The following is a 20,958-nucleotide window of genomic DNA, read 5'->3' as shown; positions in this document are numbered from 1 at the left end:
CGGGTTTTTATCAATGAAGAAATTCTACATCTATTATCCGGTTCTTTTTTTAGTTTTCGTATTTTGTTTGGACAAGATATTCACTCTCGAATATTTCCAAAAGAGTTTTATCCAAGCGGGTAATACGGTTTATTATACGCAGAGAAAATCCTTGTTCGAAAAACTCAGCAAGGATAAGAACTTGGAAAACAAGTCCTTAGCGCTTGCGTTCGGCGATTCAAGAGCGTATCCGTATTCGGTTTTGGGGATCGAAAAGAAGTTTCAGAAAGACTGGGTTCTTTATAATTTTTCCGGTCCGCAGGCCGTTCCCGCTTACGGATTGTATTGGTTCGAAAAGATCATTTCCAAAGGAATCAAGCCGAAACTCGTATTTTACGTGGTTAGTCCCGAAGGTTTCGATGACACGAAGGGGATTTTCTACGATCCGTTTTTGAAATACGGAGCGGACGACGAGTTTCTTCTCAAATATTTGGATCAGATTTCCTTCGAGGACCGAAAGAAACTTTTTTTGGATAGGCTCTTTGCGGTTCGAAGAATCAATCCGGATTTGAAGCTGTTTTCCAAAAGATTTCAAGAGAAGAAGTTAAGCGAATACAATCCTGCGTTTAATACGGATTATGTGATTCTTAATTTAAAGAATGGAGAACAATTCGCGTATACGACCTTTCTAAACGATCCGGATCGTTTGGAAAAAGACGCGGTTCGAATCCGAAACCTATATCTTTCCACCTTTACTCTGGGGAAGACTCAGTTCTTCTTTGTGGAACAATTTCTCAAATTGGCGCACGAAAACGATGTGAAGGTTTATTTGATCTGGCCGAAAGTCTACAAAACATATCAAAAACGGTATTACGAACTGGAAATGGAAAAGACCTGGTGGCCTAAGATGCAGGATCTTGCGGCAAAGTATTCCGCGGTTCCCGTGGATTTGAACACGCAGACTTCCTGCGATTTGTTTTACGACGCCTCCCATCAATCGATCATGTGCTTTTTAGAATCCATGAAGCTGATGACGGATGATTATTACGGATTTAAAAAAATTCCTGTTCGATAAGCCTTTTGTCGGAGCATTTCGTTTTTCGTTGAGCCTGTATTTGAAAAAGGACGAGCTACTTTTGAATTTTCGAATCGGTAGGAGTTCCCACAATTGTATCAAGGACGACTCGTTCGCGAATTTAGTTTTTCGGTGAAACAAAGATTTGCATGAGTTCCCACACTTTTTGCTGTTTTTATCCGTGCTAAAGTATCGAAATATTCAAACTGCGGGATATTCGTATGAGTTCCCACAGTTTTGAATTGCCGAGTTCTATGATCGGAATCGAAAAAAGAAAACCCTCGTTTTTAGGCGAGGGTTTTTTTCGTGACCACCTTGATTGTAGAAAAATGGTAGATTGATCGGTATCTAATCTATCCAAGAATCGGTTTTTCATTCCTAGATCAATCCTTGACTCCATACCAAACGGTTTAATCTACCGTTTCTCATACGGCGGTTTTCACCACTTTAGCTTTTTAGAATCTTCTAAAAACTTCTCCAATCCAATGTCGGTCAATGGATGTTTGAAGAGTTGTAAGAATGCGGAGTGGGGCATAGTTGCACAATCAGCTCCTCTCAATGCCGATTCTTTCAGGTGCATAGGGCCGCGAATGGAAGCTGCGAGGATTCTCGTGTCGTATCCGTAGTTGTCATAGATTTCTCTGATCTCGGAGATCAGTTCCATTCCGTCCCAGCTCGTGTCGTCCACTCGTCCGATAAACGGAGAAATAAAGGTGGCACCCGCTTTCGCCGCGAGCAGCGCCTGTGGCGCTGAAAAACAAAGAGTAACGTTCGTCGGAATATTTCTTTTCGTTAATTCAACGACAGTTTTGAGACCTTCCGGAATCAAAGGAACCTTGATGACAACGTTTTCCGCGATCTCAACAAGTTCGAGAGCTTCTTTCAACATTCCATCGTATTTTGTGGAAAGAACTTCCGCGCTCACGGGTCCGGGAACGATGGAACAGATTTCTTTGATGACTTCTTTAAAATTTCTTCCCGACTTCGCAATGATGGAAGGGTTTGTGGTTACGCCGTCCACGAGGCCGTAGGATGCGATTTCTTTGATTTCGTCTATGTTTGCAGTATCGAGGTATAATTCCACTGACATGCTCCGAGAAAATAGGATGCTTAGAGCATGCGGGGAAAGCTAGATGGTGGTCAATTGAAATTCTTCGGTTTTATGGAATCAAATCGCGAAGGGTTTTGATTTCTTCCGCGCTGAAGAATTCTTTGTATTCTTTTTCGATTTGAAATTTGATCGAAGAACTGAAATAATCCACTCTTCTCGTAAAAGGCATTTTTTTATAAGCCTCTTTCCACTGAACGACGTAGCCGCCTTTAGGAGGAGATTGTTTCTCGTCCGTTTTTTCCCAAAGAACCGCGCCGCCGATTTTGTTTTCCGCTAAGGATTCTTTTTTCGGTTTTCCGTATTTCTGTTCCAACTTTTGTTGAACGTCTTTTCCGGGAAGATAACGAAACAAAACTCCCACGGAAAAAAGAACTCCGGGAGAAGAATGATTTTCATCCTCCATCTCCGATTTGTTTTCCGCGGTAGGAGCGGGTCTTTGCTCTTTCGGCCTGGAATCGATTACGATTTTCGGCGTGGAATAAAAACGATACGAATATAGAATTCCGTTTCTTCGGATAAGAAGCGTTTTCTCCTTATCTTCGAAAACGATTTCCACCTTCTCGTCGTTTTGAGGATTGGTGGATAACGAAAGAAACTTTTCGCGTAGGTTCGCGTAACTTTCTCCCCAAGAGGATTCGGCGAATCCTTCCAACAAGTTGATCGCTTGTTGGTTCGTGTTCGTGGGTTGTCTCCGGTTCGGACCTTCGTCCGGAAGCTGCGCATATAAAACGGCCGGAGCCAGAATCAGGGAGAAAAGAAGAACAAAGATTCTCATAGTGTTTCTATCGGCAGTTTCGGTCGAAACCTATTCAGAATCTTCTTCCTGAAAACGGTTTTTCTGACCCGCAAACTGAATTCCGCCGATCCTAACCTTTCCATTCCAACGTAAAACAAGCAAAACGGCGATGATCGAAATATTCGGAAGAACGAATAAAAACGGAATCTCGTGAAACAGTCCGTAAACGGCCAGGTTGGATGCGATTACCGAAATCGAAGATCCGCTGAGTATCGTGACTTCCTGTTCGAAGAACCGGACCAGAAAGTGATTCGGACTCGTGGAAGGAAGGTCTTTGAGGACCAACTCGACAAGAACCCCGTACGTCGTTAAAAGAGTTACCGGCAATAAAAATGAAAGAAAGAAATAATTTCCAAATGCGTCCGCGTAATGCGGTGCGCCGATGATTCCGCCGAGCAGTGTCCAGAGGTAAGACACGAAGGCGGAAACGGAGAATGCGATCGCTCCGTACTGAATGCTTCCGTTGGATTCCAACAGTTTGATCAGTTCGTCCGGAACGATCCGAATCCAATCTATCAATTCCAATCTTTCGAAGGATTCTCTTCCCGAAAGAAAGAGAAGTTTAAAGTAATAACTCACTAGTACGAGCACGACCGAAAGGATTCCGAAAAAGATTAGATAGAGTAGAAATTCCATATCAGTGTCTGAAGTGCCTCATCCCTGTAAATACCATAATGAGTCCGTGTTCGTCGGCTGCCTGAATGACTTCCGCGTCCCGAACCGAACCTCCCGGTTGGATGATCGCTTTCGCTCCCGCTTTGGCGAGCGCGTCGATCCCGTCTCGAAACGGAAAGAATGCATCGCTCGCAACATAAGAACCGACAACGGAAAGTCCGACGTTCAAGGCTTTGTTGGCGCCTAACTGCACCGAGTCGACCCGGGACATTTGTCCGGCACCGATTCCGAGAGTCGCATTTTCTTCCGTGTAAACGATCGCATTGGACTTGATAAAACGAACACAAGACCACGCGAACATCAAACCACGAATATCATCGGGCGTAGGTTGTTTTTTAGTGACTATTTTTAGATCTTTTTCGGTGATCGTGGTGTAATCCCGATCCTGTATGAGCAAACCGTGATGGATCGGTCTAAGATCCAATTCGTCGAGAGCTTCTTTGAAGTCTTCGATTTCGATTAGACGAACGTTCGGCTTTTTGGAAAAGATTTCCAACGCTTCCGGAGTGAACTTCTGCGCGATCACTCCTTCCACGAAGTTTTCCGTGATTACGTTCGCCAATTCTCCGCTTACGATTCCTTTGATGCCGATCACGCCGCCGAACGCTGAAATCGGATCGGTTCTCCTCGCGAGTTGATACGCTTCCAAAGGATCGTCCGCGTATGCGATTCCGCAAGGATTGAGATGTTTGATGATACAGACCGTGTTTTCGGGAAGAAGACTGGAGATATGAAACGCCGCGTCGAAATCCAGCATGTTGTTAAACGACAATTCTTTCCCTTGCAAAGGAGCAAAGTCGCTCTTGACGAACAATGGCTCATAGAACGCCGCCGCTTGGTGAGGATTTTCGCCGTATCTGAGTTTTTGTTTTTTGAGAAAGGAAAGATTGAGAACGTCCGGGAACGTATCACCCGCTTGTTTGTTGAACCAGGAGGAGATCGCGGTGTCGTACATCGCCGTATGAGAAAAAGCCTTTCTCATATAACCCGCCGCGACTTCTTCCGAAACGCCGCCGGATGCAATCAACGTCTGCACTTCTTTGTAGTCGTTCGGATCGGTAAGAACGAGAGTATGTTTGTAATTCTTAGCCGCGCTTCGGATCATGGAAGGTCCGCCGATATCGATATTTTCGATGGCATCTTCCAGTTGAACGCCCGGTTTGGAAACGGTTTTTAAGAACGGATATAAATTGACCACGACCAAATCTATTTTAGGAATCTTTAATTCTTCCATCTTCTGTTTGTGAGCCGGATTGGAAGTGACTCCCAAAAGACCTCCGTGAACTTTCGGATGAAGCGTTTTTACGCGGCCGTCGAGAATTTCGGGAAAACCGGTGTAGTCGTCGATCGCGATCGCCGCGATTCCGTTTTCTTTCAGAAGTTTTAAGGTTCCGCCCGTGGAGATGATTTCCACGCCGTTTTGATGCAAGAATTGTGCGAATTCTACTAAACCGGATTTATCGCTGACGGAGATCAGGGCTCTTTTGATTTGTATCATTGTTTATCGGATGTTGACCTTTCTATTTTGGATCGTAAGCCTATCCTCGCAAAAGTATTGAACCGCGAGTGGCAGGATTTTATGTTCCTCTTTGAGAATCTCCAGAGTCAAATCTCTTTCCGACATTCCTTCCTCGATTTTCACGACCCCCTGGAGAATCACCGGACCCGAATCCACTCCTTCATCCACGAAATGAGCCGTGCAGCCCGCGATCTTGACGCCGTATTCAAAGGCTTGTTTCTGCGCGTTCAGTCCCGGAAAGGCGGGAAGAAGAGAAGGGTGAATGTTGATGATCCGATGACGAAAGGCTTGAATAACCGGGGGCTTCAAAATCTTCATATAACCCGCGGTCACGATGAGATCCGGTTGGAGTTCCAACAAAAGGCCGAGAAGTTTTTTGTGATATTCTCCTTTATCGGAAAACGAAGCGAAGTTTAGAACGTGAGAAGGGAGTTTGAATTCCAGGGCGATTTCGAGAGCCTTTGCGTCGGGGTTGTCGCAAATCAGTGCGATTGCGGTTCCGGCGATTTTTCCGGCCTTGAGACTTTGCAAAACGGCCTTGAGATTGGAGCCTCGGCCCGAGGCTAAGAATACGATCTTTTTTTTAGGTTTAGTAAACAGACTTGCCAAGAAAATTCAATCCGAGTAAAATCAGAACGGCTCCCGAGCTTTCGGCGTAATCCGGCGGTATTTCGGGAACTTCATGCGGAACTCCTGAGAGCAGGCTGAAAACGTTGGGCGGATTTTCCTCCGAGAAGAAAAAATCCGTGCCAGATCCGTAGAAATATTGATTCCAAACGATTTCCACGGAAGTTTTTTCTGAGTTTTCCGGTTTCGAACGACGTTAAAGTTTTGAGAGAAACCGCAAGAATGTTCAGACCCAGCATTAAGGAGGCAAGAGTTTTTGTCGAAGAGTATTTCAGGAGAGATACATGTCACTTGCCAGAAAATCCACAGCGACCGTTGAACAATACAAATCCAACGAAATCTCGACTGTCAGCCAGGGAAAACTGATCGTTATGCTGTATGACGGCGCGATTCGTTTCTTAAATATCGCTCTGGAGAATAACACTCCCCGGAAGTACGATGTGGTTAACAATCATATCCTCAAAGCCGGAGAAATCGTAACCGAACTCATGCTTGCCCTCAATTTGGAACAAGGCGGGGAAGTGGCGAACAACCTCCTAGGAATCTACGTTTACATCAAAAAACGCCTTCTAGAAGCGAATATGAAGAAGGATTCCGAAATCATTCAAGAAATCATCAAATACATGGAAGATCTGAAATCGGCTTGGGAAGAAATCGAGAAAAAAGAAAAGTCCAACGTCGTTTCGGCTCCGTTCCAAGGCAGCCGCGGAAGCGGTTTATCCATCCAGGGTTAAAACTTGTCGAACTCGGGTTCAATCGATCGGGACCGTAGCCTTATCATCCTTTACGGGGATAAGATTCTTTTGTTGGATCAGTTGATCTCCAATCAAAAGCGTCAGATGGAAGTGTTGGGTTACGGAGATGGAGAAGGCGGAGCCAAGATAGAAGATTTCAACATCACGATCATCGACAAACTTTGTTCCATCGACCGAAAGATCGAACGGATGGAAGAGGGAGTTCCACAATCCTTGGAACTCATCGAACTCACGGAATGTCTCTTTCAAAAAATGGAAGAATCCAGAATTCTCCATTCTCAAGTCGAAGAAAGAATGAAAGAGATTTTGAAGGAATACCAGAAGGAACTCAACCAAGTTCAAGTCCAGATCCAACTCAAGAAACATCTCAGAAAAGACTATTGGAACACGGGGACCTGCTAGAAAGAGCCTTGGAGTTTCTGGGTTTAAACCCGGACTTCAGCGAAGAGGATCTAAAAAACCGTTTCTACTTTCTTTCCAAAAAATATCATCCCGACACGGGAGAATTCTCCAGCGATTCCTTGTTCAAGGAATTGATCGAATACAGAGACGTCTTATCGGCGCATCTCGAACAAAAAACATTCAAAAAAACGAATGTTCCTTCTGCGGCCGTTTCTTCACAATCGAAAACTTCCAAGGATGCGGAATACTCCCTCTACAAACAGGCGAGGGAAATCTACGATTCGGCGATTCACGAGTATTATAAACTCACGGACGGCAATCCCATCTTTTTAAAAGGAGAGGAGAATCCGGCGCTTCGAAAGTTGAGGCATTCGCTCGAAATTTCCAAGTCCGGTTTTGAAACTCTGATCGCTTCGTATCCGCAGAGCATTTGGGTCGCAGACGCAAAGGATACGCTTCACAAAATCGAGGTTTGGTTTAAGGCACCCTAAGAGAATTGGAAGGCATGGAAAATACGAAACCGGACGCCGCTCCGTTTCGAATGCTGATCACCAGTACCTCGGATCGAAGAGTGATGTACTGACCGCTCGTTAAGGTCACGTTCATCTTGCAGATCCGATTCGCGTTTTCTCCCGTTCCGACCGCTGCCAGCGGACCGCTATTCGGACTGAGTTCGATCGAATATTCCAAAGGCTGGTTTGGGATTAGGTTTAAAAGTCCGTTCACACAATCGATTCCTGTGTTCATATCCGCGGGAAATCTCGAATCGTTTTCCGTATTCGCGACAAACAATCTATATCCGCTAAAAAAAAGTTCGGGGTTTCCCGCTCTCAAGCGCAGTTCGTATCCCGTCGCGATCGGCACGATGCTGATCAGGGTCGGAGGCGTGGAGATCAAGCGCGTGGTGGAATAGTGAGGGCAGCCCCAGAAAAAAAAACAAAACGCAATTAGAAAGAATGGATAAAGACGTTTCAAAAAGAAATATACTCCCGCCAGCCGAACTTCTCCGCCTGCTGATCCGATATTGAGAAGAGTGGAAAGCGTAGCTTCGGTGTCACCCGATTTTCTTTCGGTAAATCCCACTTCAATTCGGCGAGAAGCTTGTTTCCTTTTCGAGTATTGCAGTGTTTGCAGGCCGCTACAAGATTTTCCCAGGAATTGAATTCCTTCGGCCTTTCCTTTTTCGGAACATGATCCCATCGGCTACGCGGAATCACATGATCGAGAGTGAGTTTTGAACCCGGAAATTTCTTTCCGCAATAAACGCAGTGATAGTTGTCCCGTTGAAAGATATTTTCGCGGGAGACTCGATCCCTTCTCGGAGGAACTCGGTAGTAGTCTCGAAGAAGAATGATTCGGGGCGCGGTGAATTTGAGTTTTTCAGAGCGGATTAAAAAATTTTTATCATCCTTGATGAGTTGGGCTTTTTCAAGAATGATCAGGATAAGGGCGTCTTTGACCGACCGGATCCCGATGGGGACGTAACCGGCATTCAGCACAAGCACCGGCTGCGCAAGAATGTCCATAACTGGTCAAAAAATAACCGATCGTCGGAAGATGTAAAGAAATTCTCAAGGGTCGACGGATCGTTTCTTGCGAATCCAATACACGACTCCGAACAACAAAGCGAACGTTCCTAAAAGTCCGAGAACCGTTAGTTGACCTTGGTGAACCCAGGCGATCAACGTATCGAAGTTGTAAGCGCCGAAATATCCCAAATAAACCCAAACGGGAACGGAAATTACGGCGGCCATAAAGTCGAGCGCGACAAAACGATAAAAGGAAATTCGATCGGAAGTCCCCGCCGTGAGATAAATCGGCATACGAAGACCCGGCATAAAGCGAGCCATAAAAGTAACCCAGTTTCCGTAACGGGCGATCTTGTCTTGAACCTTTGCGAATCGTTCGGGTGTAACGATTCTGGAGATCATCGGAATTTGAAGAACGCGGACTCCGTAAACTCTTCCGATTAAAAAAACCGCGCTGTCGCCGATCAAAACTCCCGCCATACCGACGAGAAACATAGAATGAGGATCGGCTTTTCCGAAACCGGCGATCACTCCGCCGGAAACCAAGGAAATATCTTCGGGAACGGGGAGTCCGAATCCGCAGAGAATGAGAACTAAAAAGACGGCGATATATCCGTATTCCGAAAAGAGATTCACGAGAATATTTAAGAATTCCATTCTTTGCGCTGTCCCTTGGTTGAGGATTTCAAGGACAGTAAAAAACGTGTCCCGTAAAATAGCAGTAAACAAAACAAAAAAAGTGGGGGGACTTTTCGGAAAAGTTTCGAAATTTTGTAAAACGTGTACTTTTCCAGAGACGATTTGATTCAAAAAGAAAAAGAGGGACTTGCACCCTATGCGATTTCCAGCGCGAATAACGGAGGAAGGATCTACGAAGAAGAGGAACATTCCTATCGTCTTCCGTTTCAAAGAGACCGGGATCGGGTTCTTCATTCCAGCGCGTTCAAACGGCTCCAATACAAAACCCAGGTGTTTATTTTTTCCGTCGGGGAGAATTACCGCAATCGAATGACTCACACTTTGGAGGTCGCGGGACTTTCCAGAACGATCGCGAGCGCTCTCGGACTCAATTCTCACTTATCCGAAACGATCGCTTTGGCGCACGATCTGGGTCATACTCCGTTTGGTCACGCCGGTCAGGAAGTATTATCCGGTTTGATGAAGGATCACGGAGGATTCGAACACAACAAACAATCTCTTAGAATCGTAACCGCCATCGAAAAAAAATATCCGAACTTCCCCGGTTTGAATCTTTGTAGAGAAACTCTCAAAGGTTTGATGAAACACGGAACCGATTACGATCCTTCGATGATGTTGTTGGAAAGAAAAGAAAGCGGGCCGTCGCTCGAAGGAATGATCGCCGATCTTTCGGATGAAATCGCGTATACGAGTCATGATATCGAAGACGGTTGGGAGATGGGTTATCTTCATCTCGGAGACTTATCGGAAAATCGGTTTTGGAAAGAAGTTTACGAAAATTGCAAGTTGCAATACAAGGACGCCGGCGAAAAAATTCTCGTGCGAACCGCGATTCGAACCCTTACGAATTCCATGGTTTCCGATCTGATCCAAAATATTTCTCAACAATTGGAAAAAAATCAGGTGCGGTCCACCGAGGATTTGGTGCTTCTATGGAAACAAAACATTCGCATCGCATCCTTTTCGGAAGAGATCCATTCGTATTTTCGAGAATTAAAATCATTTTTGTTCGAAAAGCTCTATCGTCACGAGGATCTCGTTCGTATGAGCGATTATGGTAAGAAGGTCATCGAATCCCTCTTTGATTACTTTTTAAAACATCCGGAAAAGATTCCGGAAACGTATAAGGAAAGAATCGAAGACGAATCCTTGCATCGGGTCATCAGCGACTATGTGGCCGGGATGACCGATCGATATGCCGAAAGAATTTATCAGTCCTTGCCTTGAAGCAGATTTTCGAATATTCAAAAAATAAAATGTTCTATTTTTTGAATATTACCTTGAAAAGTCGGCTTTCGGTTTCGAGTCGCGCCGTTTTTAGATTCGAAGCAGTATTTCGTTTAGAAACGCGCAATTTGGATGCTCGGTAATTCTTCGTTCGGGATTTCTTGTTTTACTTGTCGGCCGGGGCGATCTTCGTGTCGACCTTTGTCGCCGCCGGTTTGGGCTCGATCGTTTCCGCCGGTTTAGAACAATAATTCACAATGATCATGATCGGGAACGGACCTTCCGTGCAAAAGTTCAAAATCCCGATCTGAAGATTTCCGTCTTCTCCGAGGTTCAAAGCCCCGATGCTGAGTCCTTTTCCGGAATTGATTACGCCGACGTTGACTCCGTAGCCGTAGTTGAATCCGCCGACATTCAAGCCGAATCCCTCGTTGTTGATCAATCCTACGTTGGCTCCGCTTCCGCCTCTATTGTAGGCGCCAGCCGTAATAAAGAGGCCTTTGTTTTCGCCTTTGTTATAGATGCCGACCTGAACTCCGGCTCCGCCGTCTTCCACATTGTTCGCGACTCCGGCTTGAACGGTAAAACCGCCTTTTTTTGCGGAGTTATAGATCACTCCGACCTGCGCCCCATAGGTTTTTCCTTCAGAGACGTTCGCGCCTCCCACTTGAAAGCCGATCAATCGTTCTTTGATGATGTTGACGACTCCTAAGTTCAGTCCGTATAAGTTTTTCACTTCTCCATGGAGAAAGTTGGCGTGAAAGACTTCGGTTTCGGTTTTTACGGGAACGCGGACGACGGAATGTTCGTTCGTGAATCCCGTGACTCCGCAGCTCAGCAAAAAAAGAAAAATCGAAAATTTAGCTGGAGATAAAAAATGAATTTTGAATATTCTAGAATTTGTATGTTTCATTGTTATTTACAGTAGTTGAATCCGATCATAATGGGAAAGGTTCCTTTTCCGCAGAAGTTTAAAAGTCCGAACTGCATCGTGGGTCCGTCCGTTTCCTCTTCGCCGCCGGAGTTGATCAAACCGATATGGATACCGCTCCCTCCGTTGAGAATTCCTACGTTGACGCCGCCGCTTTTGATGTTCAAAGCCCCCAGATTAAAGCCTCCCGCTTTTTCATTGAGAATTCCGATGTTGACACCGTTCGAATATAGATTCACGCCTCCGATCATCAGTCCTTTCGTGTCAAAGTTTCCGGCACCGATGGTAATATCGAATCCGGATCGTTGACTTCCAATATTGACGATTCCGGCTTGAATTCCGCTGGATTCTCCCTTGGAATAATTGACGATCCCCGCCTGAATCCCGGCCCCTTTGTTCTCGGATAAATTAACGACAGCGATTTGGGCTCCGTATGTTTTTTTTTCGGAGAAGTTTACGATCCCGAGTTGGCCGCCGATCATCCGGTCTTCCACGATATTGACGACGCCTACGTTCACCCCTGCGAGATTTTTGAGTTCTCCATAGAGAAGGTTTAAGCGGAATACTTCCGTTTCCGTTTTGGGTGGAATCCGAGTCGTGATCCGGGGAGTCAGCGCAAAACCGCAGTTAGTTGTCGCGATCCAGGCTAAAAGGGAAAAGAGATAAACGGTAGGTTTGATTTTGTATTTCATGATTCGTGTTAGATTGTGCGACGTAATTGGAACCGAAGAAAATTCGTTGTCAATATTATTTCGAAAGGAAAGGGTTCTAAACTTTTTAAAAAGACTTTTTTCGAATTTTGTTTGGAAAGAATTTATTTTGTTTCCGGTGCGAATGTATTTTCGTTTGCAGAGGAGTTTTCCGTCCAACCCGGTCTGCAATAGTTCGCGACGATCATGAAGGAAATCGGTCCTTCTTTGCAAAAGTTAAGAATTCCGATCTGAAAATTCTCCGTTTCGCCGATGTTGACCGCGCCGATCGAGACGGCGGAACCCTCCCCGTTCCAATTGATCAACCCCGCGTTGAAGCCGTATCCGTAGTTGAATAATCCGAAATTCACTTTGCCGCTTGCAAGATTGGCGACGCCGACGGAAAAAGCAAGATCTCCTTTTACTCTGCGTTCTCGGTTTTCCGGTGTGTCTCCCGGTTGCGGTCTCCCCGAATCCAAAAAGAAGTTCAAATTAAGAATTCCGATCTTCAAAAGAGCGAAGGAAGGCTTCGAATTATTGATCGCGCCGATTTGAATTCCCGTACCTTCTTCAGCCCCGTTTACGATTCCGAGTTGTATTCCAATCAAATCCTTTTGAACGAAATTCGCGAATCCGAGATTCAATCCGTGCATACGGTACGTTTCGCCGTAGATCACATTGACTCGAAGAATTTCCGTTTTCGTTTGCGGAGGAAGTTTTAGGGTCGCCCGAGTGGTAAGGGCAATTCCGCAATCGAGACTGATCAAAGAGAAGAATATTAGAAAAACGGAATGGATGAAGATTCGTATCATAGTTTCACCTGATTCTCGTTATCCATGAAAGAAGATTTTGTAAACCCAAACGAGATCCTTTCCTTATAAATCGTCCGTCAAGGCTCGCAGGACTTTGCGGATATGCAGGCAAAGTTCGTCCACTTCTTCCTCGGTCGTAAACCAGCCTGTCGAAATGCGGATCGCTCGAAGAGCTTCTTCTTCCGAATAGCCCATGGAAAGAAGGGAAGGAGCCGGTTCTCTAGATCTGGATTTACAGGAAGAGCCTGTGGAAACGACAAAGCCCGATTCTTCCATTCCCATCATAAAAAAATCCACGTCGTCCGTTGGCAATAGACAGAAGGAAGTCGTGGAAATCCGAGCCGATTCCTTTCCGATTAAAATACATCCGCATTCTTCCAGAACGGATTCAATCTTTGTCCGAAACCGTTCAGCTCGATCCAGCTTTTCTTTTTGTTCGGGAATTCTTCTCTTTAAAACTTCGGAAAAAGCGAGTATGGCGGGAGAATTTTCCGTTCCGGCTCTGTGATTGTTCTCCTGATTGCCGCCGTGAAAGATCGCGAATTCCTTTTCGGAAACGAGGTCGCTTTGCACCCAAGTTCCCGAGGCGCCCATTCCGGCTCCGATCTTATGACCGGAAAACGTAAACCCGTCGAGAAGTTCGAATGGAATCTCCAGTTTCCCGAAGGATTGCATCAGATCGGAAAACAAAGGAACGGAAAATCGTTTTGCAAGAGAGGAAATCGCTTCGATCGGTTGAACGACTCCGGATTCGTTGGCTACGTGAAGAACGAAAATCGGAGCGGCTTCTTCGTTTAACAATGTTTCGAGATGGGTCAGGTCGACGGTTCCGTTCGGATTCGAACGTATTTTTCGAAACGTAAATCCGGCAAATTCCAACGCGGAATACATCGAGGAATGTTCCAAAGAAGATACGATCGCGGAACCGGAAAACTTACCGCGGATCGCCTGCGTCATCAAATGATTCGCCTCCGTTCCCGTGGAGGAAAAGACGAATTCTTTCGCGGGTTTTCCGGTGTAATCCTCCAGGGTCTTTCGAGCGGATTCTATCTTTCCTTGTCTGGCTAAGGAGAATCGGGTCGCGCCCGAAGGGTTATAGAAGTCATCGAGATAATCCTTTTGAACTTCTAAAATCACTTCCGCGAACGGAGGATGCGTCGCGTTGTAATCAAAATAACGAATCTTCTTCGACATAGAGTTCGTCCGCTTCTTCGTATCTTCCTTTTTTTCGTAAAACGTATCGAAGAAGTTTTTTTCTGTCTTCTACGAGATCGCTTCTTCCGCTGCCAGTCACTCGATACGCTTTATCGATCGTGTAGAGATCCGTTTCGAGTTTCTGCAATTCCAAAAGCGCGGAATCGAGTTGTCCTTTTCGGATTTCAGCGCGGACGATCATCAATTTGGATTCGAATACGGAGCCTTTGTCCAAAAGTTCCGATCGGGCCGCTTCGGTGAAATAAAAAATCGCTTTGTTGAAAAAGAACGGATCGCGTTTGCCGAGTTGATAATTGAGCATTCCCCGTTTGAACAGCAATTCATCGTATTCGACCGTGCCCGGATCGGAAAAGAACAACAGCTTTTCCAAAATTCCGTCCGCCTCCAAGGGAGAAATCGAATTGAGGCCGGTTCTATAGATTCCGAACGCGAGAAGGTTCAACGCTTTTTTGAAATCGTTTGCGTTTACTTTGAGATTTCGATCCGGATCGATCACGAACGAATTCGATTTGATCTGGGACCAAACCCGCATCTGATTTTGTTTTTCGGTCAATACGTTATCCGGCTCTTCGTTGTTAGCGCAGGAAAAAAAAGATTTCGGTTTTTTCTTTTTCTCCATCGCAACTCGAACCGCTTCTTCCGTGTTGCGAACGTAGTCTGCGTAGGCGAGTAAAACCTCTTCCGGTCTGCAAACGGCGAGCGCGGTCTTTTCGATCTTTTTCGGAACGGAAAAATCGGGTCCGGAAAAATTCAAGGCTCGCTTGTAATAGTCGAGCGCTTCCAAAACGTTCGGAGAGGCGACCTTCCAATATTCTCCCGGATTAAAACTTCCCGTGATCGGATTTCTGGATTTCGTTTTGGAAGAAATTTTTTTCTCGGAGGATTCTTCCCTCATACCCGAATCCTTGAATCTCCAGATCGACATAGAATCGGTCCAGGACGGTCTGTATAAAACCGTATCTCTTTCACTCAAAGAATAATAGTACAAACAAGCTTCTTTCAGAATTTCGAGATCGGGAATTCTTTCCCCTAAATCCTGATAGGCGATTTCCCTTTGAAGAATCGCGTCTCCCTTTTCGATAAATTCTTCGGCGGTTTGGCGATCGTAGCCCGGCGGTCGAATCATCAGGGCGAGTTTACTCAATAATTTATATCTGTTCGGAAGAATCCATGCCGCGGCGATCGCCCAAACGAGAATTAAGAGAAAGACATACTTTCGATTTTCCCGAATGTAAGTTAACAAAGTGGGAGACTCCTACGCGTTGGAAAATTGATTCGACTCCTGGACGGATCGGTTGCAAAATGAAATTCCGGACCTGCTGAGAGGATGGTTCCTGTTTCGTGGAACATTCTTTTCAAATCTGTCCGATTACCTGAATGAATCAAGCAAATAATACAATCGCTTCCCGACTTCCCGGTTTCCGTTTTCTTTCGTTTTGCGCGCTGCTTCTTCTCTTTACGACTGTCTTGCATGCTCAGGAAGAATGCGAGTATTCCGGGTCGACGGTTGCGCCGGAATTCTTTCTTTCGCTCGCGTTTGAAAAACAAACCGACGCCGCAAAGATTCCTTCTCAGGAAAAATCCCGAAAGAGCTACGAAGAATCCGTCGAGCATTATGAAAAATACATTCGATGTTCGGACGTTCTGCAAAGAAAGGTTTCTCCGGTTTCGAGAGTAGCCAAGGCCAACGTGCATTTTTATCTCGGTCAGTTTGATAACGCGGAAAAGGAAGCGGACGCGGCGATTCTCACGGATGCAAACTTCAGGGACGCGTATCTTTTAAAAGCGAGAATTCTGATTCGGGTCGGTGAATTCCAGAAATCCAGCGATTATCTCGAAGCGAATCTGAGTCGATTTCCGGACGACTCCGATTTCTTATATCTTTTGGGTTCCCTCAATCAGGAACTCAAAAACTATCCGAGAGCGATTCTGTATTTAACGTCTCTCAGCGATTCGATTCGCAACCGGGAAGGAAATCCGAAATACAGATCCTTCGTCGACAAATCACTCGGAGAAATGTATTTCGCGAACGGTCAAAACAAAAAGGCCTTGTATTTTCTGACTTCGTACGTCCAGCAGAATCCGAGCGATATTACGGCGCGATTGACACTTGCCAAGATCTACAATCAGCTCGGTAAATTCTCTTCCGCGAGAAAGGAACTGAATAAGATCCTCAAATCCAAAAAAAATCTTTCCTCGGTGGAACACCTTTTGGCGGAGATGTATTTCATCGAAAGTAAGGCTACCGCATTCGAATATTTTAATATTCTGAATCAGCAGTCCAAAATCCCGAAAGGAAGCGTTTTGGAAGGGTTGTATCTCGTTCTTTTGGGGAAATATTCGGAAGCGAAGAATATTCTTCAACCCGTAAAGGAAAAACTTCCGGGCAGACTCGCGGTTCGTCTCGCAATGTTGGATATCTACGAAAAGGAGAAGAATTCTTCCTTGTATCGGAAGGAACTTCGAGAAGTCGCTGAACTCGTATTCAATATGCAGCAGTTCGAACTCGCGGAACGAACGGCCAATCGTGCGTTGCTCGCGTCTGATTCCGCTTTGGAATGGGGAGAAGCGGAAATCTATGATTTTCTCGCATCCTGTCACGAACAATCCGGTTCCATCTACCGGGCGATTTTGATGTCGCGCAAAGCCGCCGAAAAAGCGCAAAAGGAAGAGGACAAGCTCAAGTTTCAATTGCATCTCGCGTATTTGCTCCGCGCCGAACCTCCCGGAAAAAAAGAGGAAGCCGAAGCGATCATTCGAAACGTATTGAAAACTCAACCCGGAATGTCTTATGCGCGTTATCTGCTCGGGATCGTTTTGGCTTCGAGGGAAAAATACAAAGAAGCATTAGAAGAATTTAATGCTGCGATCGAAACCGATCCGCAAAACGGAGTCTATTATTTTTACAGAGCTTCGGTCCATGAGAAGTTGGAACAACAGGAATCCATGGAAAAGGATCTGAAAAAGTCCATCGAAATCGATCCCGGAAATCCGATGGCTTACAACTATCTCGGATATTATCTTTCGGAAAAGGGGATTCGTCTGGAAGAAAGCCTCGCGCTGGTTCAAAAAGCGGTCGAACTCGCTCCGGACAACGAAGCGTATCAGGACAGCCTCGGTTGGATATTTTTCAGATTAGGAAATCTCGACGAGGCGCTTTTGCATCTGCAGCTTGCCTATCAGATTCTCAAGGACAAAGGGGAAGAAGACCCCGTGATTCTGGAACATATCGGCGACGTTTATAAGGAAAAAAACCAAGGACGAAACGCGACCGCCTATTGGGAAAAAAGCCTCAAACTATTTAAGAAGAAGGAAGACATTTCCAGGATTCAAAAAAAACTGCAAAACGGATCTTCGGAACACTCCGGTCTTAAACCCGGAAAATAATCTCGGAAAATTCAAGTTATGAAACAGACTCTTTATGCAACAATTCTAATGGTTTCTCTTTTCGCGATCGGATGTACAAGTCAACAGATCGAGGAGATTTCCTTTCCCGATAAGGGAAATCTGAAATTCCTTTCTTCCAAAAATCCGGATGCGGCGCGTGTTTTAAAATCGGTCCGCGATTTGGAAACGAAGAATTCATCTTATTCGGGGGAATTCTCCATGCGTGTGGAAAATTTCGTTCCGAAAAAGGAAAGTTTTTCCGCGGACGGAAAAATCTATTACGACAAACCTTCGGGAAAGATGTACATCGAACTTTCCGATCCTTTTTTCGGAATGATCGTTTCCCGGGTTTATACGGACGGGAATTCGATTCATATCAAGACCGCAAACGGAGGGCCGCAGGTTCTTCCGATGGGCGATATTCTTTTTAAAGATCCGAGCGGCAAAAAACAATCCACGATTCCGTTTCCGGTTTTGTATTCTTTGCTTTCCAACAACAGTTCCGGACTTGCGGGGAACGATCCCATCTTCGTAAATCTTTCGGAAAAGGCCATTCTCGTCAAAAAACCGGGAGAGGACATTACGTTTTGGATGACGGATTTTGGAATCAGTTCCGTGGAACTTCTTTCCAAAAAAAGCAATCTCAAGGCGATTACGAAAGTGCAGGGAACGATTTCTTTTCCTCCGAAAACTACGATCACAAGAATCGTGGAACCGAACACGAATTCGGATCAGAACAAGATCGAGATCAAAATGAAAAAGATCGCTTTGTCGGAAACGATTCCGGCGTCCAAATTTCAGTTTTAAAAAACCAAGATCGAGATTTACAACATTCTTTCCGGATTCAATTTGGAAAAATCCGGAATAAGAACGAATCGTTTAAACGCACGTTCAAACGATTCGAACTACTATGAATCCAAGGAGCGAAAATGCTTTCCGAAATTAAAAACAATCACGTTCTCGAACTCTACATCGAAACCAACGAGGTCAATTCCCTCGACGGAGAATTCTTTAAAGTCATCTCCGCAAAGTTGGAAGCAGCTGCAAAAGATCCTTCCGTCAAAGCGGTGATCCTTACTTCCAAAAACGAGAAGTTTTTTTCCAACGGATTCAATCCGGAAATTTTCGTGGGAAAAACATTGGCGGAGATTCAAGACGTTCTTCGTCTTGCTCTCGACACCGCTTCCAAACTTCTCTTTTTTGAAAAACCTCTGATCTGCGCGATGAACGGACATTCCATGGGGCTCGGCGCCGTTTATGCGATCTTTTGCGATTATAGAATCATGGTTGAAAAAAAAGGAAGACTCGGTTTTCCAGAATCTCAAATCGGAATCAACTTTCCTTCGGTCGCCGGGTTTATGTTGAAAGAAACCGTGGGTATCACAAAGGCACGAGATCTTTTGTATTCGGGAAAAGGACTCAAAGCGGAAGAAGCGCTCGAGATCGGTTTGATCGACGAGGTTGCCGCATCTTCCGAGGATCTTCTCGTGCGCGCGCGTAAATACTGCGATCAATTCAAGGACATGGCTATGGGCTCGGTTACTGGAATTAAAATCGCTCTCCGCGATCCGGTTCGTATGTTTGCTGAACACAACGCGGAACGAGACGTAAAACTTCTATCCGAGGCGGTTTTTTCCCGAAACGGTCAGGAAGGAATGAAGTCCATTCTCGAAAGAAGAAGGCCCGTATTTCAGTAAATTCTAATTTTAGAATATACGAAAATCAAAAAGCCGGTTTTATGCCGGCTTTTTGATTTTAAAAATCTTACTTCAGTGAAACACTTTCCCAGGATTTAAAATTTCCTTTTTATCTACTTCTTTTTTGAAAGCGCGTAACCCGAGTAGCACCGGTTTGGAAGTCGCTTTTTCATACCAAACCTTGTGATCGAATCCGACGCCGTGGTGATGGGAGATCGGCGCTCCGTTTTGATAGAACGTATCCGAAACCATCCGTTTCATCTTAAACCACTGATCCGCCGGTTTCTTTTCGTCCATCGGAAACAGGATCGTATAATAGAGACACGCCCCTTCGTGATAGCTGTGAGAGATATGACACATCGCAATCGAACCCGGAATCGATTTTTCCAGAGAAGCGATCCCTTCCTTGTGAAGATGTAGAACCCGGTCGTAGGTCGTGGAGGTTTCCATCGTATCCACACCGAGGCCGTTTTCCATCACGTGATTGCGTAAGAAAGGCATGTTGTATCGGGAATGAATCCATTGTTCTCCGAGATGTGTTCCGGCATACAATCCCTTATGTTTACCGATCAGAGGTTTGATCTTGGAGAAATTCTGAGAAACGTCCTCTTTCGTTCCGTCGAGTCCCAAAAGAATCACACATTTATCTTCGCCGAGATTCTTCCAGCGTAGAACCTGATTTTGAATGATATTTTTGATCCAGCGGATCGGAGTGTTTTTCTTACCGAGAGTGCCTAACGTTTGATACAAACGAGTTTCGTTTTTATCGGAAAGACGAATCATGGAAGTCGGAATTTCCCTATGATTGACTTCACGGATAAAATCCAAACCGGCCGCAAAGTTCGGGAAAACGATTCCGAAATACTTTCTCGTTTCCGGAAGTTTGTGAATCTTGACGGTCGCCTCGGTAATGATTCCGAGCAAGCCCTCGCTTCCCGCAAAGATCTGATTCAGATCCGGTCCCGTGGAAGAGGCCGGTTCTCGGAGTGTTTCCACCGTTCCGGAAGGAGTGATTACTTTCAAGCTCGTAAGAATTTCCTCGATTTTACCGTAGCGATTGGATTGTTGACCCGCGCTTCTCGCCGCGATCCATCCGCCTAACGTAGAATATTCGAAAGACTGAGGAAAATGTCCGAGAGTAAATCCTTTGTCGTTTAACAATTTTTCGAGTTTGGGTCCGTAAATCCCCGCTTGAAAGGTCGCGAGATAACTTTCTTTGTCCAAGGATAAGAGGGAATCCATCCTGGTCGTATCCAATGAAAGAACCGCTTTTTGCCCTTTCCCTTTTACCACTTCCAAACCGCCGACCACGGAGGAACCTCCTCCGAATGGAATTACGGTGATGTTGTTTTTACTACAGTATTCCAAAATCTTTGCGATCTCGGATTCCTTACTTGGATAAATAACTCCGTCTACGAACGCCTTGAGAGTGTTGAAGGAAAGTCGAAGAACGTCGTAGTAGCTTCTTCCCGCGGAATGAAGAACTCTTTCTCTACGTTCGGTGGAGAAATGTTTGCTTCCGCAGATTTTGCCGAGTTCGCGGATTTGAGCGGGACTCAAAGAGGATTTCGGAAGTGTGATTTCTTCCAGGGCAACCGGAGGGGTTTTTCGAATCTCGGAGATCTTGAATTCGTCCGCGAGAAAGGCGAGGATGTCCTGCATCTGACCGACTCTAAAGAAGTCTTGTCCGTAGGCGCCCCATGCGTTCCATCTCAAGTTATCCCTTGAATAGTCTATCTTTGAATTGAGTTCCGTATAAAACATCGTTTTAAAATCTCCGAATGATTCTTAAAAATAAAACTGTCCGAATCGCCAAGCATGCAGATTCGATCG

22 protein-coding genes are annotated in these 20,958 nt (G+C 45.4%); 8 read left to right on the top strand and 14 right to left on the bottom strand.

The window, feature by feature from the left end; all coding sequences use genetic code 11:
* The first annotated feature begins 13 nt into the window (after positions 1-13).
* The gene (locus tag LFX25_RS09900) at positions 14-1,054 is read left to right on the top strand and encodes a DUF1574 domain-containing protein (protein ID WP_238730093.1); all 1,041 of its coding nucleotides are present in this window, start codon (positions 14-16) and stop codon (positions 1,052-1,054) included.
* A 439-nt stretch (positions 1,055-1,493) separates the two neighbouring features.
* Here LFX25_RS09900 and fsa read toward each other — a convergent pair whose 3' ends face one another.
* The 5 genes from fsa to purN all read right to left on the bottom strand — a co-directional run bounded on the left by fsa (position 1,494) and on the right by purN (position 5,764).
* The gene (gene fsa / locus LFX25_RS09895; RefSeq protein WP_118955709.1) at positions 1,494-2,138 is read right to left on the bottom strand and encodes a fructose-6-phosphate aldolase; all 645 of its coding nucleotides are present in this window, start codon (positions 2,136-2,138) and stop codon (positions 1,494-1,496) included.
* A gap of 76 nt (positions 2,139-2,214) precedes the next feature.
* On the bottom strand, positions 2,215-2,940 hold the full coding sequence (locus tag LFX25_RS09890; protein WP_238730092.1) for a hypothetical protein: 726 nt from the start codon (positions 2,938-2,940) through the stop codon (positions 2,215-2,217).
* Between the two features lie 30 nt (positions 2,941-2,970).
* Positions 2,971-3,597, bottom strand: a complete 627-nt coding sequence (locus tag LFX25_RS09885; RefSeq protein WP_238730091.1) for a hypothetical protein — start codon at positions 3,595-3,597, stop codon at positions 2,971-2,973.
* Between the two features lies 1 nt (position 3,598).
* The gene (gene purH / locus LFX25_RS09880) at positions 3,599-5,134 is read right to left on the bottom strand and encodes a bifunctional phosphoribosylaminoimidazolecarboxamide formyltransferase/IMP cyclohydrolase (RefSeq protein ID WP_238730090.1); all 1,536 of its coding nucleotides are present in this window, start codon (positions 5,132-5,134) and stop codon (positions 3,599-3,601) included.
* A 3-nt stretch (positions 5,135-5,137) separates the two neighbouring features.
* Positions 5,138-5,764 (bottom strand): phosphoribosylglycinamide formyltransferase, encoded by a 627-nt coding sequence (gene purN / locus LFX25_RS09875; protein ID WP_238730089.1) that lies wholly within the window; start codon positions 5,762-5,764, stop codon positions 5,138-5,140.
* Between the two features lie 302 nt (positions 5,765-6,066).
* On the opposite strand from purN, the gene fliS reads away from it, so the two are divergent.
* The 3 genes from fliS to LFX25_RS09860 are packed head-to-tail and all read left to right on the top strand — an operon-like array spanning position 6,067 to position 7,430.
* Complete coding sequence (gene fliS, locus LFX25_RS09870) at positions 6,067-6,516, top strand: flagellar export chaperone FliS (RefSeq protein ID WP_069607446.1); 450 nt, start codon at positions 6,067-6,069, stop codon at positions 6,514-6,516.
* Positions 6,517-6,519: 3 nt separating this feature from the next.
* Positions 6,520-6,939: a hypothetical protein gene (locus tag LFX25_RS09865; RefSeq protein ID WP_238730088.1), complete on the top strand. Its 420-nt coding sequence runs from the start codon at positions 6,520-6,522 to the stop codon at positions 6,937-6,939.
* On the top strand, positions 6,933-7,430 hold the full coding sequence (locus LFX25_RS09860) for a DnaJ domain-containing protein (protein ID WP_238731565.1): 498 nt from the start codon (positions 6,933-6,935) through the stop codon (positions 7,428-7,430). The genes LFX25_RS09865 and LFX25_RS09860 overlap by 7 nt, the downstream gene beginning before the upstream one ends.
* On the opposite strand, the gene LFX25_RS09855 is transcribed toward LFX25_RS09860, so the two are convergent.
* The 3 genes from LFX25_RS09855 to LFX25_RS09845 are packed head-to-tail and all read right to left on the bottom strand — an operon-like array spanning position 7,417 to position 9,125.
* The gene (locus LFX25_RS09855) at positions 7,417-7,914 is read right to left on the bottom strand and encodes an LIC11661 family lipoprotein (RefSeq protein WP_238730087.1); all 498 of its coding nucleotides are present in this window, start codon (positions 7,912-7,914) and stop codon (positions 7,417-7,419) included. The genes LFX25_RS09860 and LFX25_RS09855 overlap by 14 nt on opposite strands.
* A complete protein-coding gene (locus LFX25_RS09850; RefSeq protein WP_118955702.1) occupies positions 7,911-8,465 on the bottom strand; it encodes an HNH endonuclease in 555 nt (184 codons plus the stop codon). Before LFX25_RS09850 ends, LFX25_RS09855 begins: the two co-directional genes overlap by 4 nt.
* Positions 8,466-8,510: 45 nt before the next feature.
* Entirely contained in the window at positions 8,511-9,125 is a 615-nt protein-coding gene (locus LFX25_RS09845; protein WP_238730086.1) for a DedA family protein, read from the bottom strand.
* A 123-nt stretch (positions 9,126-9,248) separates the two neighbouring features.
* Here LFX25_RS09845 and LFX25_RS09840 point away from each other — a divergent pair, with 123 nt between their 5' ends.
* Positions 9,249-10,394 (top strand): deoxyguanosinetriphosphate triphosphohydrolase, encoded by a 1,146-nt coding sequence (locus tag LFX25_RS09840; RefSeq protein ID WP_238730085.1) that lies wholly within the window; start codon positions 9,249-9,251, stop codon positions 10,392-10,394.
* 166 nt (positions 10,395-10,560) lie between these two features.
* Here the strand turns inward: LFX25_RS09840 and LFX25_RS09835 are convergent, their stop codons facing one another.
* From LFX25_RS09835 to LFX25_RS09815, 5 genes are all read right to left on the bottom strand, one after another.
* Entirely contained in the window at positions 10,561-11,307 is a 747-nt protein-coding gene (locus LFX25_RS09835) for an LA_2272/LA_2273 family lipoprotein (RefSeq protein WP_238730084.1), read from the bottom strand.
* A 2-nt stretch (positions 11,308-11,309) separates the two neighbouring features.
* Complete coding sequence (locus tag LFX25_RS09830; protein ID WP_238730083.1) at positions 11,310-12,017, bottom strand: LA_2272/LA_2273 family lipoprotein; 708 nt, start codon at positions 12,015-12,017, stop codon at positions 11,310-11,312.
* Between the two features lie 122 nt (positions 12,018-12,139).
* Positions 12,140-12,826, bottom strand: a complete 687-nt coding sequence (locus LFX25_RS09825; protein WP_238730082.1) for an LA_2272/LA_2273 family lipoprotein — start codon at positions 12,824-12,826, stop codon at positions 12,140-12,142.
* A gap of 63 nt (positions 12,827-12,889) precedes the next feature.
* Positions 12,890-14,020, bottom strand: a complete 1,131-nt coding sequence (locus tag LFX25_RS09820; protein WP_238730081.1) for a cysteine desulfurase family protein — start codon at positions 14,018-14,020, stop codon at positions 12,890-12,892.
* Positions 13,995-15,284, bottom strand: coding sequence for a hypothetical protein (locus LFX25_RS09815; RefSeq protein WP_238730080.1), 1,290 nt, complete (start codon positions 15,282-15,284; stop codon positions 13,995-13,997). Before LFX25_RS09815 ends, LFX25_RS09820 begins: the two co-directional genes overlap by 26 nt.
* 134 nt (positions 15,285-15,418) lie before the next feature.
* On the opposite strand from LFX25_RS09815, the gene LFX25_RS09810 reads away from it, so the two are divergent.
* The 3 genes from LFX25_RS09810 (at position 15,419) to LFX25_RS09800 (ending at position 19,125) form a co-directional block, all read left to right on the top strand.
* Positions 15,419-17,428: a tetratricopeptide repeat protein gene (locus LFX25_RS09810; RefSeq protein WP_238730079.1), complete on the top strand. Its 2,010-nt coding sequence runs from the start codon at positions 15,419-15,421 to the stop codon at positions 17,426-17,428.
* 18 nt (positions 17,429-17,446) lie between these two features.
* A complete protein-coding gene (locus LFX25_RS09805; RefSeq protein ID WP_238730078.1) occupies positions 17,447-18,235 on the top strand; it encodes a LolA family protein in 789 nt (262 codons plus the stop codon).
* A 122-nt stretch (positions 18,236-18,357) separates the two neighbouring features.
* Complete coding sequence (locus LFX25_RS09800) at positions 18,358-19,125, top strand: enoyl-CoA hydratase/isomerase family protein (protein ID WP_238730077.1); 768 nt, start codon at positions 18,358-18,360, stop codon at positions 19,123-19,125.
* 72 nt (positions 19,126-19,197) lie between these two features.
* Here LFX25_RS09800 and LFX25_RS09795 read toward each other — a convergent pair whose 3' ends face one another.
* Entirely contained in the window at positions 19,198-20,889 is a 1,692-nt protein-coding gene (locus LFX25_RS09795; RefSeq protein ID WP_238730076.1) for an FAD-binding oxidoreductase, read from the bottom strand.
* Between the last annotated feature and the right edge of the window lie 69 nt (positions 20,890-20,958).

The organism is Leptospira sanjuanensis (assembly GCF_022267325.1).
GTDB lineage: Bacteria > Spirochaetota > Leptospiria > Leptospirales > Leptospiraceae > Leptospira > Leptospira sanjuanensis.
The sequence above is the reverse complement of the archived record's forward strand: the minus strand, read 5'-3'. Positions and strand labels throughout refer to the sequence as shown.